At 35.7% G+C, this 15,650-nt stretch carries 14 protein-coding genes; 9 read left to right on the top strand and 5 right to left on the bottom strand.

Annotated elements, in window-relative coordinates; all coding sequences use genetic code 11:
* The first annotated feature begins 111 nt into the window (after window positions 1-111).
* Window positions 112-672 carry an outer membrane beta-barrel protein gene (locus M899_RS12250; protein ID WP_021271874.1) on the top strand — a complete coding sequence of 187 codons (561 nt, stop codon included), beginning with the start codon at window positions 112-114 and terminating at the stop codon, window positions 670-672.
* Here the strand turns inward: M899_RS12250 and M899_RS12245 are convergent.
* The gene (locus tag M899_RS12245) at window positions 669-1,400 is read right to left on the bottom strand and encodes a polyprenol monophosphomannose synthase (RefSeq protein ID WP_021271770.1); all 732 of its coding nucleotides are present in this window, start codon (window positions 1,398-1,400) and stop codon (window positions 669-671) included. The genes M899_RS12250 and M899_RS12245 overlap by 4 nt on opposite strands.
* Window positions 1,401-1,481: 81 nt before the next feature.
* On the opposite strand from M899_RS12245, the gene M899_RS12240 reads away from it, so the two are divergent.
* The 8 genes from M899_RS12240 (at window position 1,482) to M899_RS12205 (ending at window position 11,162) form a co-directional block, all read left to right on the top strand.
* Window positions 1,482-3,272, top strand: coding sequence for an LTA synthase family protein (locus M899_RS12240; protein ID WP_081653824.1), 1,791 nt, complete (start codon window positions 1,482-1,484; stop codon window positions 3,270-3,272).
* A gap of 116 nt (window positions 3,273-3,388) precedes the next feature.
* A complete protein-coding gene (locus M899_RS12235) occupies window positions 3,389-4,570 on the top strand; it encodes a trypsin-like serine peptidase (RefSeq protein WP_021271851.1) in 1,182 nt (393 codons plus the stop codon).
* A gap of 82 nt (window positions 4,571-4,652) precedes the next feature.
* A complete protein-coding gene (locus M899_RS12230) occupies window positions 4,653-5,183 on the top strand; it encodes a hypothetical protein (RefSeq protein ID WP_034729185.1) in 531 nt (176 codons plus the stop codon).
* Window positions 5,167-6,324, top strand: a complete 1,158-nt coding sequence (locus tag M899_RS12225; protein WP_021271838.1) for a hypothetical protein — start codon at window positions 5,167-5,169, stop codon at window positions 6,322-6,324. Before M899_RS12230 ends, M899_RS12225 begins: the two co-directional genes overlap by 17 nt.
* Window positions 6,325-6,376: 52 nt before the next feature.
* Window positions 6,377-7,564, top strand: a complete 1,188-nt coding sequence (locus M899_RS12220) for an O-antigen ligase family protein (RefSeq protein WP_021271729.1) — start codon at window positions 6,377-6,379, stop codon at window positions 7,562-7,564.
* Window positions 7,564-9,426, top strand: a complete 1,863-nt coding sequence (locus M899_RS12215) for a polysaccharide biosynthesis protein (protein WP_021271831.1) — start codon at window positions 7,564-7,566, stop codon at window positions 9,424-9,426. Before M899_RS12220 ends, M899_RS12215 begins: the two co-directional genes overlap by 1 nt.
* Window positions 9,410-10,024 (top strand): sugar transferase, encoded by a 615-nt coding sequence (locus M899_RS12210; protein ID WP_021271926.1) that lies wholly within the window; start codon window positions 9,410-9,412, stop codon window positions 10,022-10,024. The genes M899_RS12215 and M899_RS12210 overlap by 17 nt, the downstream gene beginning before the upstream one ends.
* Entirely contained in the window at window positions 10,017-11,162 is a 1,146-nt protein-coding gene (locus M899_RS12205) for a DegT/DnrJ/EryC1/StrS family aminotransferase (protein ID WP_021271932.1), read from the top strand. Before M899_RS12210 ends, M899_RS12205 begins: the two co-directional genes overlap by 8 nt.
* Here M899_RS12205 and M899_RS12200 read toward each other — a convergent pair.
* Genes M899_RS12200 through M899_RS12185 form a run of 4 tightly spaced genes read right to left on the bottom strand, consistent with a single transcriptional unit; the run spans window position 11,149 to window position 15,608 of the window.
* Window positions 11,149-12,348, bottom strand: coding sequence for a glycosyltransferase family 4 protein (locus M899_RS12200; protein ID WP_021271860.1), 1,200 nt, complete (start codon window positions 12,346-12,348; stop codon window positions 11,149-11,151). The two genes, M899_RS12205 and M899_RS12200, sit on opposite strands and share 14 nt — an antisense overlap.
* Entirely contained in the window at window positions 12,348-13,487 is a 1,140-nt protein-coding gene (gene wecB / locus M899_RS12195; RefSeq protein ID WP_021271793.1) for a non-hydrolyzing UDP-N-acetylglucosamine 2-epimerase, read from the bottom strand. Before wecB ends, M899_RS12200 begins: the two co-directional genes overlap by 1 nt.
* Window positions 13,487-14,602, bottom strand: a complete 1,116-nt coding sequence (locus M899_RS12190) for a polysaccharide biosynthesis C-terminal domain-containing protein (RefSeq protein ID WP_021271923.1) — start codon at window positions 14,600-14,602, stop codon at window positions 13,487-13,489. The genes wecB and M899_RS12190 overlap by 1 nt, the downstream gene beginning before the upstream one ends.
* Window positions 14,595-15,608: a polysaccharide biosynthesis protein gene (locus M899_RS12185; RefSeq protein ID WP_021271815.1), complete on the bottom strand. Its 1,014-nt coding sequence runs from the start codon at window positions 15,606-15,608 to the stop codon at window positions 14,595-14,597. The genes M899_RS12190 and M899_RS12185 overlap by 8 nt, the downstream gene beginning before the upstream one ends.
* Between the last annotated feature and the right edge of the window lie 42 nt (window positions 15,609-15,650).

The following is a 15,650-nucleotide window of genomic DNA, read 5'->3' as shown; positions in this document are numbered from 1 at the left end:
TTTAAATTCAATCGGCAGTCACTTCCACCCAAGTCATATCCATAGATTAGTACGATAACGGGAATAGTTTGCACGCTTCTCTTTGCCCCATAAATCTTGCAAAATGGACTTATGAAAACTCTAATAACGATTTTCCTAACATTTCTCTCATTACAAACCTTGGCCCAACAATCTTCTTTGAGGGGCCTAGTCGAAATCGAGCCTATCGTTGGATATGAGCGCGTGATGAAGTTTGAACCCACGGCGCACTCAAAAGACCGATTAACTTATGGAGTTCGAGTAAGATTTGGGGTCCCTCTTCTGTCACTAGAAGCAGAGGCCACGCAAGCAAAAGATACAGAAACATTTGTAGATAGAGATCTTACGATTAAAGAGACTTCCAATACAGGAATGCTTGGTATTAGATCATCATTCAGACTTGGAAAAATCGTGAGCTTTTACCTTCGCGCTGGTGGACATGCCCGCCAATCAGAAATTGAAAGAACTGAGGCCGGTGTTACAACGACAAAAAAACCTGCTGTTTATCTTTCTCCTTATGCTGGAGCTGGTCTAGGGATAAATTTAAATAATAGAATTCGAGTGAATGCGGGAATGACTGTAGTCTTTACAGGTAGACCAAGAGGCAGCGATAGAGAGTATCGACCGACTCTTGGATTTTCGGCAAGATTCTAATTTAATTTGCCCATCATCTTATGAAAGCGCAACTTGAGAACGTTGAAAAATGCTTCAAAGATAATACCTTTACCCATTTTCGATTGCCCGTCTCTTCTCTCATAGAAAATGATTGGCACTTCAGTAACACGAAGTCCCTTAGACCAAACCTTGTAATTTAGCTCTAATTGGAAGATGTATCCGTTAGAGATGACGTTTGAAAGATTAATAGATTCAAGGGCCTTTCTCGTAAAACATTTAAAGCCACCAGTTGTATCAAAGACAGGAATACCTGTAACAAAACGAGTATAGATAGAAGCGCAATATGAAAGAAGCAGTCTTCTAAATGGCCAGTTGATAATTCTTATTCCATCAATATAGCGAGATCCAATAACGAGTTCTGCATTTTGAGCAGCTTCAAGTAGGTCTTTCACCTGTGCTGGATCATGTGAGAAATCACAGTCCATTTCAAAGACAAAATCAAACTCTCTTTCAAGGGCCCATTTAAAACCTGTTAAATAAGCAGTCCCAAGTCCAAGCTTCCCTTTTCTCTCAATAATATGAAGATTTTTATTAGTCTCCATATGTTTTTTAACAACTTCTGCAGTTCCATCTGGAGAGCCATCCTCAATAATAAGAAGATGTATCTGCGGATAAAGTCCGAAAACTGTCTTAATCATTTTGTCGATATTATCGATTTCATTATAAGTAGGAATAATGATTAATGATTTATTAAAGGGTAATGTCATATATATCTCACTCTATTGTTTTTCGGCCAAGGATTGCACAAAGCTACTGTCAATTCTACCTTTTTATGCTAGCTTTTCCAAATGTTCAATCTAAACAAAACTTGGTTTACAACAAAAGTCTTATGGTCACTTTATGTGATGGTTATTCTGTATTTTCAGAGCCGCGGCGACATCCAAACAATTTCTCTCGCCCCTAAAGATTTGATTCTTGTAGGTCTTGGTTTTATTAGCCTCTTTCTTCTTAGCGAAACTTTTAACCATACGTGCAAAAGTAGAATTAGTAGAACATTTTGGGGAATCTTTTTGATTATCCTTTATTACTTTGGCTTTAAGTATCACTACCGCACCACAAGTGGATTTGATTACGCAACTTTCATAAATAATATTCGAGATGCATTCAACCCTGAAAGTGCGAATGTCATTCTGGACACATTTAAAGTTAAAGACCTACTCATGGCCGCTTACGCCATCCCTGCTTTAATTATTCTCGAACTTTGGAAAAAAATATTTTCTAAAAATTTTGAACATAGAAGCTTACGTTTCGGTGTCGTTCTGATTGCTCTTTATATCACAGCAGTATTTAACTCTCCTTATCTGTATGAGAAGATTTCATATACAGTTAAGACTGCACTTGATTATCATTTCAAACCGACTGAAAAAGGTGCGCTTTATAGTGAACTGAGTAAAAAAGAAAATCCATTTCTAACCACATTCACTAGCGACAACAAAGATCAAAAACCACACATTTTCCTTGTGGCCCTTGAATCGTTTAATGGTCTGTATATTAATAAGAAAGTTGAAGATAAGTTTGTGACCCCAATAATAAATGAACTCATTAATGAAGGTCTTTATATTGAACACTTCTATGGCAATTCAATTCAGACGGTGAAGGGTCACTTTAGTATTCTTTGCTCAAGACTTCCCCTCATCCAAGGAAAAGCCTCTTATAAAGTGAGTACAGACAAAGTCGATTGTCTGCCCAAAACTCTTGAAAGCAATGGCTATCAAAATTTCTTCTTCCAAAGCTTTGGGAATCTTGGTTTTGATAACACTCAAAACTTTATGGAGATGATGGGCTTTAAAAATATTAAAAGCGCCTCACCTTACCTATTAACAGAAGCTCAAAGAATCGAAAATATCTGGGGCTGGGGAATTCAAGACAATTTTAGCTATAAACAATTCATTGATGAGTCCTTAGAACTCATTAAAAAATCTGATCGGCCTCTTTTTTCTATGATGGCGACCATTAGTCATCACATGAAATTCAATCGCATCCCTGTGTCTCAACGATTCCTATTTCCAGGGGAAAAAGGAGAAGGAAGAAAGGAAAGATTTTTAAACTCTCTTCACTTAAGCGACAAATATCTTGGGGAGTTCATCTCTCTTTTGAAGGAAAAAAATCTTTACGAAAATAGCTTAATTATTATAACGGGTGATCACAGCTTTCCTGCTGGTGAACATGATTATTACTCAAATGAAATGGGAAGCTTTGAAGAAAATTTCAAAGTTCCTTTTATTGCTATTTGGAAAGGGAAAATTGAACCCAAAAAGATTGATCATCTCGCCTTTTCACAAATTGATATTGCTCCAACAATTTACGAGTTGATTCACTTCAACGGCGATGCGCGAGTTATGGGCCAATCTATGTTGAGCGCAACAGAATCATTCGCACCAGTTCTTCAACCTTACGATGGACAATATATTGGCGCCATCGAATGGCCAAAAAAATATGTCTGGTCCAAAAGATATGATGAAACTCTAATGTATGACTTAGGCAATGACCCTTTTGAAAAAAGGCCTCAAGTGGTCCCTTCCAACACCTCACTAAAAGTACGCGATTTGTTTCACTTTAACGAAGAAAATCTTCAATAATTTCAAACACTTAAAAAGTGTTCGCTTTCTTTACACACCTGAATATTTTTCAATATTTGACCCTAGTAATGATTATTTTATTTAGAATAAAAGAAATCAGTATCTAAGGGTTTTTTATGAAATACACAAACACACTTGTTCTTAGTCTCTCTCTCACATTTCTAGCAGCTGCCTGTAAAACAGAAGTAGGAGAAAGCGCAAACTCTCAAATTAAGAGCTCTGCTATGGTCATTGGCCAGGACAATAGAATTATCAGTGAGTATGGAAGCCTAGACAAAATCATGTCTAATAAAGTTGGGCTAATAGAGTCAACCTATACAGATGATTCTGGACTGGAGAAAAAGACAAGATGTTCAGCGAGCTTAATCGCGAAGAACTTTATTATAACAGCGGCCCATTGTGTCTTTTCATCAGCAACCGATAATCCAGCTATTGAAAATGCCTACTTCATTCCTGGAGTTAAACGCCTGAACGATATTCCATTTGGTCGTTTTAAAATTAAAAAGTCCTATCTCGTTAGAAATTATGCTAACAACAGACAAATTGTTAATGATGCCGATGATATGGCCGTAATGGAGCTTGAATCCAATAAAGACGGAAAACATGCAGGAGAAATCCTTGGTTATCTCTCATATTGGGGACGAGCAGAATTTGATCTAGGATCAGTTCTAACAATTGGTTATCCGGGTGATTTGAGAGAAAGTACTCAATACTATGAAAGAGATTGTGTTGCCCATATTGTAGATAACAAAGAGCTTAATCTCGATTGCGATATCTACAGTGGTCAAAGTGGTGGCCCCATTTTAATGTTCTCTAAAGAGCATGGATTTCATTACGTGATGGGCGTTATTTCATCTCATGGACGTTTTTCAAATGGTGGATCATTCCTCACAAAAGAGCGCCATCAAATTATAAAGTCCATTATCACTAATCAATTTTCTCCCGAGAAATTTGAAGAACAATGGACTTCAATTGAGCATAAACATGATAAGGTTATCGACCTTTTTATAAAAAATAAATGCAACAAGCGTATCTACACGGCCTACTACTATAAAAATACAGATAATGAATGGCTCGCCGTAGGTCTATTGCCTATTGAACCAAAAGAAACAATTAATGTGGCCACAACGAAAAATGGTGTATTTTATTTCGCGGCCTCGATTAATCGCGGGGAAACATATATTAATCGTAAAGATACATTCCGCGATTTAAAAGATGGCAGGGCCTATAATGTCCCAATGGAAAAACATTCGATTGATTCTTGGAAAGATTATACTGTGGAGTTTGGGTGCAAGTAGCACCCTCTCTTTTTTCTGATCAAATAAAAGACCTTCACAGACCTACTCGCATCATATAATCTCATTACAAATGAATAAAAAAATGAAATTCTATTTTCCAATAGTGATTGGAGTTCTCCTAGCTATATGCCATTCGATCTTTCTTTTCCAAGAAAGAGATAAGTTTTATTCAAAACAAAACTTTATTCAAAATTACGAACACCCAATTTCTTGTACTGTAACTTTAATTAAAAAAAATGTTTCTTCATTTAAGCTAACTTTTAGAAATTTAAAAGTCATGCTTGAGATTGCTGATCATCATGGATCAGAAATATCGTTTGTGAAAATTCAAAAGACGTTACATGAAATGAAAGATTATCTTTCAATTCTTCCAGAAGAACAGACACACATTCTTGGAGAACCAGCCTTTTTCTTTAGAGATTGTACCGATGACACAAGACCAATTGTAGAGATGACAATTGACCAAATTCAAAAAGAGTTAGATCAAAATATGCTTCTAACTAACCAAGTGCCACCATTTTCACCTTTTAAAGTAATGGCCCTCTTATTTTTCTATATTATTAATATTTTGATTTATACATTTTTCGCGCGTACTTATGAAAAGAAACAATAGTTACTCATTTTTACTATTTTTTGTCCTTCTTATTCCTTCGGCGCTGTTGGCCTTAGAAATGGTTTTCAATGTATATCTCGGCTACAACTACCCTTTACTGGGAGAACCCTTTCTTCTTCCAAAAGAAATCTTCAAGCAAAAGAATTATTTTTTCTATGGTTTTTTTGCCCTTATTCCTTTGTTTCATATCAAGAATATTTTTAATTTAAAAAAATATCCTCTTATCCTGACGATAATTGCAATCCATATAAACACTCTTTTCTATGGTTTTTTTATAGGAGATGTACCTCTTCAAGTAGTTCTTCGAAATTTTTTCGGTACTTTTGTTTTGGCCGTTCCACTTTTTCTAATCAATACTGAAAAATCAAAAAGTGCTTACTGGAACACACTTTTATTGAGTTCACACTTTGCAAATCTTTTTCTCGCCATAGCAAGTGTGTTTAATATTGAAAAGCTCGGACTCTCGTATGCTTTTTCTAGAACCTATTATAATGAAATGGCACTTTTTCCAATTTTATCTTTTTTTTACGGGTTTCACTGTCTTGTTAACTCTCCTCAAAAGAAAGTTTTAAACACTCTTTTACAGCTTGTTGTCATTGGTCTTGCCGTCTTTAATTTACTTCACTTGAATTCCAAAATCATATTTCTTCTCGTGATACTTCTTGTCGCTCTTTATTATCCAATCAAAAAGTATCATGCTTTGATTTCAACACACTTTTCAAAAATAGTGATTATTGCCCTTACTCCCCTTGCGCTTCTCTCTTTTGTTAAAGACAAGGAGATTAGGCTTTACCAACTCTATAGTCTTGTTATTGACTCAATGCCTCTGGGCAATGGGCTTGGTAGTGGACTCAAAAACCTTCTTGCCTTTGATCCAAACTTTTCCTATGCCTTTGAGATGACTATGGGAAATATCATTCATAAGTACGGAGTGAATTCATTTTTTATCTTCTTTTTGATCTACCTAGTTTTTAGAAGCAGTCTCGTCGAATTTGAAAAAAGAGAATCATTTTTAACATTCACATGCTCCGCGGCAATCTTAATTTTGTCTTTATCTAACCCTATGCTTTTTGCGCCTCTGCCAATTTTCCTTCTTTCGTTTTTTTACCTGTCCACAAAAAGCTTGAAAGTGAAAGAATAAGTTAACGAACCTCACAAAAACGAGTATTATTTGCACTCATAAAAGGACGATTATGAATCAATTAACACTTGGCGCAATTTTTATCTTGGCAATCGGGGCCTTTACATCAATTTCGATAATGTCTGGCTTTCACATTTTTATATCAATCCCTTCACTTTTTTTCGCTTTTAAGAGTCGATTAAAAAAAACGCCGCTCAGTGTATGGTTCTTAATACTCTTTTCTATTGCCATCGCTTTTTCCGTTTTCTTTAATCAAGACCTTTTAGGCAGTTTCAAAAATTTGAAGAAAATAAAGTACTACCTTATTGGAGCACTTAGTTACTTCCCTATCCGCCATTTGCTTTTTCATTATTTTGATGAAGAAAAAAGAAAAACGTTTTTATGGCGAGTATTACAAGTTCTTCTTATTTCATCTCTTGTGGCGACGTTGTCAGGTTTGACACAATATTTTTTCGACTTTCACCCATTAAGATTTGAATTCAAAGGAACAGATAGAAACAGAGGTCTTTTTGGGATGCTTATGACTTATTCTCATCAAGCGGCTCTTCTAGGATCACTTCTACTTCCAATAGCGATTTACAATTATAAAAAGAAAATTCTCAATAAGAATCAAACTCGACTCGTTCTGATTGGCTTTGCCATCAATATTGTAGGACTAGTTCTAAGTTTTACTCGTGGAGCAATTTTAGCCTTTATGGCCTCTCTTTCAACACTTGGAAAGAAATTCATAGCAATTGCTCTCCTTGTTGGAATTGTTGCAGGCCTTGGTATTTATTCTGCTAAAAAAGAATTTATCGATGAACAAGTTGTTCGTTCGAGTTCATCTATGCAAAGACTTTATTTATGGGAAGCAGCTTACAATGGCTTCAAAGAAAGACCTGTTTTTGGAATGGGTTTTCTAAATTTTGAAAGAAACGCGATCCCATTAAAAATTAAATACAATATTCCTGGCCAAGATTTCCAAGGTCATGCTCATAGTAATTTCTTTGAAATCCTTGCGACAACAGGAATTTTCGGTTTTATCAGCTTTCTGCTTTGGATCTTTTTTTGGATCAAAGAATCTATTCAATCGAAAAATGAACTTTCTAAAAAGGTTTCGCTCTCATTTATTAGCTGTTTTATCATCGGTGGTCTTACTCAATGTACATTCACTGATGGAGAGAACGTTTTCTTTATCCTATTTGTCTTTGCTGCAACGACAGTTTTTAACAATGCTCACAACCAAAAAGAGGAAGTTTGATGTTAAATATTAAGTACAAAAGAACTATTGCTTTTATCTATGACAGCTCCATTGTTGTTGCGACCTTTCCTCTTGCAACGGCCCTACGTTATGGAAGCTTCTCAAATCCAGTCCTGAATCAAACGATGACGACAAAGATTCTTATTATTCTTCTTTGTCACCAAGTCATATTTTTAATCACAGGTCAGTATAAAGGGATATGGAGATATGCGAGTACTCACGATTTAATTCAAATTATTAAATCATCAAGTATTGGTCTTATTTTAACTCTAACACTTTTCTTTTTTACGCATAATTTAGATGACGTACCTCGCTCTTCTTTTATTATTTACTATCTTCTAAATATCATCCTTCTAAGTGCTGGTCGCTTCTCTTATAGACTTTACAAAGACAGTCTATACAAGAATAATGGAGACAACACTCTTATTGTGGGAGCTGGAGATGCTGGTTCTCAGCTATATAAGTCGATTAAATCTTCCCACGACACAAATCTTAAAGTAGTTGGTTTTCTAGACGATGATAGAAGTAAAAAAGGTCGTTTGATTCATGGTTGTCCAATCATGGGGACTTCAGATGATATCGCAACGCTTGTGGATCAAAGAAATGTTAAAACGGTTATCATTGCTATTCCTTCTGCCAATGCAAAAGAAGTAAGTAAAATCGTTTCTAAAATTCCTCAACTCGAAGATCTTAAAGTGAAAATTCTGCCAAGTATGAGTCAGCTAACTTCTGAGTTTGTTGATATTTCTTTAATCAAAGATATTGATCCAGAAGATTTACTTGGTAGAAGACCTGTTCGCTTAGATACAAAGAAAATCAGTGAAATGATTCAAGGGAAATCTATCCTCATCACTGGAGCTGCTGGATCAATTGGAAGTGAGCTTTGCAATCAAGTCCTTTCATTTAAACCTCAAAAACTCGTTCTTCTAGATACTTCAGAGTTCGGCCTTTACGAAATTGATCGCAAACTTGCCGAAAAATGCCAAGACAATTCAATCGAGATTGTACCCGCTATTGGAAACATCTGTGATCATCAAAGAATTAAAGAGCTTCTTATTAAGCATGATCCAGAAGTTGTCCTCCATGCGGCCGCCTATAAACACGTTCCACTAATGGAAGGCGATGCAAGAGAATGTATCAAGAACAATGTATTTGGTACTGAGACTTTAGTCAGGGCATGTGCAGAACATCGAATAAAAAAATTCGTTCTCGTTTCTACAGACAAGGCCGTTAACCCAACAAATATCATGGGTGCCAGCAAAAGAACCGCGGAGATGATTTGTCAGCACTATTCAATAAGTCACAAAGATACAAACTTTACGACAGTTCGTTTTGGTAACGTTCTAGGAAGTAAAGGAAGCGTTGTTCCTCTTTTTAAAGAACAAATTAAAAATGGCGGACCGATCACGATCACCCACCAAGATATTACAAGATATTTCATGTCTATTCCTGAGGCATGTCAGCTTGTGTTACAAGCAGCAACTCTAGGAAAAGGTGGAGATATTTTTGTTCTTGATATGGGAGAGCCAATTAAGATTACAAGGCTTGCAGAGGAGCTCATTAAACTCTCAGGTCTTAGACCTTATGAAGATATTGAAATTAAATTCACTGGACTTAGACCTGGTGAAAAACTTTATGAAGAACTTTTTAACTCTTCAGAGGCCATCACTGATACGGCCCATACTTTAGTAAAAAGTGCGGCAGCAACTATTCCTGAAACTAATTTTATCGATAGGATTAGAGAATTAGAAAAAACTGTTCACCTTTTGAATAATAACGATATTAAATTATTTATTAGTGATTTAATTAAAACTTACTCACCAGAGTTGAATAAAAGCGACGATAATGAAATTGTACAGTAATTGCATCAAGGGCCTTATTGATAGAACTTTTGCCCTTTGTTTATTCATTGTTTTGCTACCGATCTTTTTGGTTGTTTGCTTACTTCTAAAACTTAAAACGGGTGAAGTGTTCTTCACCCAAGCAAGACCGGGCAAGAACGAAAAAATCCTGAAAATCTATAAATTTAAAACAATGAGCGACCTAAAAGACTCGCAAGGTAATTTGCTTCCAGACGAGCAAAGAACGACAAAGATTGGTCAATTTCTTAGAAAAACTAGTCTCGACGAACTTCCACAACTTATAAATGTAATTAAGGGTGAACTTAGCCTCATTGGACCAAGACCGCTCCTAGTAGAATATCTTGATCTATATGATGAAACTCAAAGAAAAAGACACAATGTAAAACCAGGAATCACTGGTTGGGCCCAAGTGAATGGCAGAAATAATACAACTTGGGAAAAAAGACTTGCAAACGACGTTTGGTACACAGAGAATATTTCATTCGCTCTTGATGTAAAAATTTTATTTATGACATTCTTAAAAGTTATTAAGAGTGATGGTGTGTATCAGTCAAACGGCCAAACAATGGAAAAGTTTAAAGGATCAAAAAATGATTAAAATGGATAGAAAGCTATACCTCTCTTGTCCTCACGTTACAGGTAACGAAATCAAATATGTAACTGAAGCAATCGAATCAAACTGGGTTGCTCCTCTCGGACCTTACGTAAATAAATTTGAAGAAGATCTTCGCACTGAAATTAAAGACGGTGGATATGTTGTTGCCCTTAACAGTGGGACAGGGGCCATCGATATTGCTCTTGATCTTATTGGAGTTCAATCAGGGGATATTATCTTCTGCTCAAGCTTTACTTTCATTGGAAGTGCAAATCCAATTCTATATAAAAAAGCTGTTCCCGTTTTTATCGACGCTGACCCTGAAACATGGTGTATCTGCGAGAAGTCGCTAGAAAAGGCCCTGATTAAATATGAGAAAATTGGAAAAAGGCCAAAAGCTTTAATTTGTGTCGATCTTTTTGGAAACAGTCCCAATTACAATAAAATTCAAGAAATCTGTACGAAATACGATGTTAAGATTATTGAAGACTCTGCAGAGGCCCTAGGATCTAGCTTTAATGGCAAGGCCTGTGGAACTTTTGGCGATTACGGAATCTTTTCTTTCAATGGAAATAAAATCATCACAACTTCAGGTGGTGGTGCTCTCGTTACTAAAACGAAAGAATTAGCACAAAGAGCTCAATTTCTAATTACTCAGGCCAGAGACAATGCTCCTTATTACGAGCACTCAGTTATGGGTTACAACTATAGAATGAGTAATATTTGCGCGGCCATCGGCGTTGCTCAACTAGAGACACTAAGAAATAAAATTGAACTTAAGAAGGCCATTCACGAACGTTATCAAGAGGCCTTTAAGGGTTCTGATAGATATAAAATGTTGAATGTATCTGCTGGTACAGATTCAAACTACTGGCTTTCTTGCCTAACTATTAAAAATGTTAGCTTTGAAAAAACGGTGGCCCTTGTAAAAGCTCTTAATGAATCAAATATTGAAGCACGACAGGTGTGGAAACCAATGCACCTTCAACCACTTTTCAAAGATGCTGACTATATTTGTGATCAAGAAGATGTGTGCTCGAAACTTTTTGAATCAAGCATCTGTCTTCCAAGTGCATGTGATATGACTTTAGAAGAACAGATTACTGTGATCAATAATATAAAAGGATTTATTGAAAGCTAGAAAAGACGCTATCAAATTTCTTTGACCCGACTTCAAGAGAGAGGTTTTCATTGTAAAACCTCTTTCCCTTCTCTCCCATACTTTCAAGTTCTGAACTATTTAAAGAGATCATTTTTTTAACAGCACTCTTTAGCGATTGTGCATCTTCGGGTAAAAATGAAATCCCCGCCCCATTTCCTTCAATCATATTCTTAGCATCACCAAGAACACCAACAAGGATTGGTTTTCCACATTTTAAATAGGCCTGAATTTTAGATGGAATAGTAACTTCGAAAAGCTCATCTCTTTTCAAGTGTACGAGAAGGGCATCCGAAGCATCTAAGTACTTTCCAACTTCTTCTTTTGAGACTCTACCGTAGAACTTTACATTATTTAGCCCTTGGGCCGACTTTTCTAATTGTTCTTTAGAGAGTCCTGAGCCTACAAATGCAAATTCGATATTTTCATCTTGTAGTTCTTTTGCAGCATCAATAATTGTTTCTAAGCTTTGGGCCGGGCCCATATTTCCTGCAAATAAAATTGTGAATTTCGTAAAGCCAACTTTTTGTCTTAGAACTTCTTTTGTATCAACTTGGTCATTAATATCGAGAGACCAATTATGGATGACTTCAATTTTCTCTTCAGGAACACCCCTTCCTGCTAAGACTTTTTTGAATCCGTGAGAAAGTACAACGATCTTATCGACAAATTTATAGGCCAGAAGACAACCCTTACCGATGATATTAATGATCTTATCATTACTAATCATGCCCGTTGTCTTCAACGTATCAGGCCACATATCTTGAATATCAATAACTAGTTTTGCGCGCTTAAAGATTTTTAAAAAAATAGCGCTATATACTGTAGTAATTGGAGGATGATAGGCATAGATAACATCAGCTTTTTTAGTTACAAACAATCCCCAAATCGCAGAACACATTAAAAAAGAAAGATAGTTCGCTATCCTTTCGAATTTGTTTTTACTGTGACTAGGATATAAAGGAACTCTATGAACTGTGATATTTCCAATAACTTCTTTTTGATAGAATTTAATTTTATAGCCATCATAAACTACGCCACCTGGGTAATTTGGAAAACCCGTTAAGATCTCCACCTGATGGCCTAGTTCACTCATTTGCTCAGCAAGAGGCAATACTTTTAAATCCGGTTCTGGATAACACCACTGTGAAACTAATAATATTCTCATTAATCGAACTTATACCAAACTTTTTGGTCTACAAAGTTTTTATACGAAAGCATGATTCTCACGACTTTCTTTGAAATATTTGGGTATGAGTAATCCTTAACGATCATGAAATCTCTTTTATCAAGATTTTGATCGTGTTTAAGAGTCTCAACACCTTGTTTAATTCTCTCCCAAGAGTAACCAACCATCATAACACTTGCCTCTTCCATGGCCTCAGGTCTTTCATGGGCCTCACGAAGATTAAGGGCCGGAAAGTTTAAAATAGAAGATTCTTCTGAAATCGTTCCACTATCTGATAATGTTACAAAAGCATTTTTTTGAAGATTTACATAATCGAAAAAGCCAAACGGAGGCAAGAAATGAACTTCATCACTTAACTTTCTTCCCGTCTTTTCTATACTCTTTCTCGTTCTTGGGTGAGTTGAAACGATTACTTTCATTCCATATTCTTTATTAAGATTTTCAAGCATAGTTAGAAAATTGTTGATCCCTTTTTCAGAATCTACGTTTTCTGCTCTATGTGAAGAAATAAGAAAGTACTTACCTTTTTCAAGAGATAAACGATTTAAAATATCAGAGCTATCGATCTTATCCATATTGCTATGAAGAACTTCATACATTGGAGAACCTGTTCTAATAACTCTTTCTGGAGGAATGTTTTCTCTTGTTAGATACTCTCTTGCGATATCGCTGTAACAAAGATTGATATCACTAATATGATCTACAACTCTTCTATTAATTTCTTCAGGAACTCTAAGGTCAAAACATCTATTTCCAGCTTCCATATGGAAGGTTGGGATTTTCATTAGTTTCGCAGCAAGAGCAGCGTAACAACTATTTGTATCTCCAAGAACTAAAACAGAGTCTGGTTTAATTTCTTCAAGGAGCTCACTCACTTTAATAAGAACATTTCCAATAGTACCTACGGCATTTTTACCGGCAGCTTCAAGGAAATAATCAGGTTTTTTAAGTCCTAGATCATCGAAGAAAACTTGGTTTAGTTCGTAATCATAATTTTGACCAGTATGAATTAAAATATGTTCCACTGCTGGGTTCGCATCAAGCTCTTTGATGACACTTGAAAGTCTGATAATTTCAGGACGAGTCCCCACAATCGTAGCAGCTTTAAACTTCTTCATTAAACTTCCTTAAAGTATGTATCTGGTTTCTCTGGATTGAAGACTTCAGTTGAATAGAAAAGCACTAGCATATCTTCACTGCCAATATTTGTAATTGAATGAGTATAACCAATTGGGATATCTACAACTCTCCCCGTTCCACCTGTAACTCTATATTCAATAACTTCATCGCTATCGATACGGCGAAATTTAATAAGTGCCTCACCTTTAACGACGATAAACTTCTCTATCTTAGTATGGTGGTAATGATTACCACGAGTGATACCAGGCTTCGTTGTTGAAAAAAACATTTGGCCAAAATGTGGCGACTTGATGATTTCAAATAAATCACCTCTATTGTCCGTCTTCAATTCTAAATCATATGCAAAGCTATCTTCAGGTAAGTAAGACGTATACGTTGCATATAGTTTTTGAACAAATGAATCTGCAAAATCGGGAACCATTGACGTTTTTCTAATTTCACCAAAACTTTTCACTAAAGAGCTTAGTTCTCCCAGTGTTATTTCCCTCTCTCCTTCTATTTTCTCAATGATTTCATGACCATTTGTTTTGTCATTATTAAGAACCGAGAGGATCGACGTGATTACGTCTTCAATATAGACAAGGTTTACAACATTTGCAGGATCTGAAATTGAGATGCTCTCATTTCGAGCGATTTGGTGACAAAATGTTGAAACAACTGAATTGTAAAATGGACGAGACCATTTACCAAAAATATTAGTATATCTAAAGATAGCAACATTCATCGCTGGGCCAAGAGTATTGATCAATACATCTTCAGCACCTCGTTTAGAATTACCGTAATCATTTTGATCGTGAACTTTTTGACTTGATGAATAGATGATTTTTTTACATTTTGAAGAGTCTTTTAGGATTGAGGCAATCTTGTCAGTGAAATCGACATTGATCTCCTGATATTCACCCTCATACTTTGGACGATTAGAGCCCGCAAGGTGAACAACAGCATCAGATTTTAAAAGAAAATTTTTAAGATCAGACTCTGAAGTCTCTCGAGAGACTTTCAGGACTTCTACGCCTTCCATTCTCTCGAGGTGGATAATTAAATTTTTTCCAACAAAACCATTCGCACCAGTAACTGTTACAATTTTAGGCATTGTTTAACTCTTCTTTTACGTAATCTAGATTTAAAAGAACTTCCTTCATTTGAGCTACGTTTAGAATATTTGTATTATTCGAGTTGTAGTCTTCAACATTTGAAACTTCAATTTCACCCTCAGAAAAATAATTCTGATAGTTTAGATCTCTATTATCATCTGGAACTTTATAGTAGTTGCCCTTATCAACGGCCTTAACAAATTCTTCTCTACTTAATAAACTCTCGTAGGCCTTCTCACCATGTCTCGTTCCAATAACCTTAATTGGAACCTCTGATTTAAAAATTTCTTTAAGAGCTAAGGCCAAAGTTTCAATTGTTGCGGCAGGGGCCTTTTGAACGTAAATGTCACCGTTCTCTCCGTCTGAGAAAGCGTAGAGAACTAAATCAACTGCTTCATCTAATGACATCATGAATCGAGTCATCTTAGGATCAGTGATTGTAATAGGTTCATTATTTTTAATTTGCTTAATGAAAAGTGGAATTACAGATCCTCTAGAGGCCATAACATTTCCGTAACGAGTACCAATGAATGAAGTCTCAGAAGTAATTCTTGATTTAGAAACAAGAATCTTTTCCATTAGCGCCTTTGTCATTCCCATGGCATTCACAGGGTAAACCGCTTTATCAGTTGAAAGACAGACGACTTTTAAAACTTTATTCTCAATTGCTGCTGAAAGAACATTATCTGTACCAAGTGCATTTGTTTTAATTGCTTCTAACGGATAGAACTCACATGAAGGAACTTGTTTCAGTGCAGCTGCATGGTAAATATAATCTACACCTTTGCTTGCATCATAAACACTTTTGTAATTTCTTACGTCACCAATAATGAATTTTAGTTTTGGATCTCTAAAAGTATTTCTCATGTCGTCTTGTTTCTTTTCATCACGACTGAAAATCCTAATCTCTTTCACGTTGTAGCTTAAAAGCTTCTTTAACACAGTGCTACCAAAAGAGCCTGTTCCACCAGTAATTAAAATCGTCTTGTTTTCTAATTCTTTCATACGTCACCAACTAAAATTGTTTTTGGAATTATAGACAAATAA

Origin of the sequence: Bacteriovorax sp. BSW11_IV, assembly GCF_000447755.1 — a bacterium.
Lineage (GTDB): Bacteria > Bdellovibrionota > Bacteriovoracia > Bacteriovoracales > Bacteriovoracaceae > BSW11-IV.
This window is presented reverse-complemented; position numbering and strand designations above follow the sequence as displayed.

What these genes read in the sequence shown, in the direction of transcription:
- M899_RS12245 (WP_021271770.1), bottom strand. Translation starts at nt 1,400, where the DNA reads ATGACATTACCCTTTAATAAATCATTAATCATTATTCCTACTTATAAT.
- M899_RS12215 (WP_021271831.1), top strand. Translation starts at nt 7,564, where the DNA reads ATGTTAAATATTAAGTACAAAAGAACTATTGCTTTTATCTATGACAGC.
- M899_RS12210 (WP_021271926.1), top strand. Translation starts at nt 9,410, where the DNA reads ATGAAATTGTACAGTAATTGCATCAAGGGCCTTATTGATAGAACTTTT.
- M899_RS12200 (WP_021271860.1), bottom strand. Translation starts at nt 12,348, where the DNA reads ATGAGAATATTATTAGTTTCACAGTGGTGTTATCCAGAACCGGATTTA.
- M899_RS12190 (WP_021271923.1), bottom strand. Translation starts at nt 14,602, where the DNA reads ATGCCTAAAATTGTAACAGTTACTGGTGCGAATGGTTTTGTTGGAAAA.
- M899_RS12250 (WP_021271874.1), top strand. Translation starts at nt 112, where the DNA reads ATGAAAACTCTAATAACGATTTTCCTAACATTTCTCTCATTACAAACC.
- M899_RS12230 (WP_034729185.1), top strand. Translation starts at nt 4,653, where the DNA reads ATGAAATTCTATTTTCCAATAGTGATTGGAGTTCTCCTAGCTATATGC.
- wecB (WP_021271793.1), bottom strand. Translation starts at nt 13,487, where the DNA reads ATGAAGAAGTTTAAAGCTGCTACGATTGTGGGGACTCGTCCTGAAATT.
- M899_RS12205 (WP_021271932.1), top strand. Translation starts at nt 10,017, where the DNA reads ATGATTAAAATGGATAGAAAGCTATACCTCTCTTGTCCTCACGTTACA.
- M899_RS12220 (WP_021271729.1), top strand. Translation starts at nt 6,377, where the DNA reads ATGAATCAATTAACACTTGGCGCAATTTTTATCTTGGCAATCGGGGCC.
- M899_RS12225 (WP_021271838.1), top strand. Translation starts at nt 5,167, where the DNA reads ATGAAAAGAAACAATAGTTACTCATTTTTACTATTTTTTGTCCTTCTT.
- M899_RS12235 (WP_021271851.1), top strand. Translation starts at nt 3,389, where the DNA reads ATGAAATACACAAACACACTTGTTCTTAGTCTCTCTCTCACATTTCTA.
- M899_RS12240 (WP_081653824.1), top strand. Translation starts at nt 1,482, where the DNA reads ATGTTCAATCTAAACAAAACTTGGTTTACAACAAAAGTCTTATGGTCA.
- M899_RS12185 (WP_021271815.1), bottom strand. Translation starts at nt 15,608, where the DNA reads ATGAAAGAATTAGAAAACAAGACGATTTTAATTACTGGTGGAACAGGC.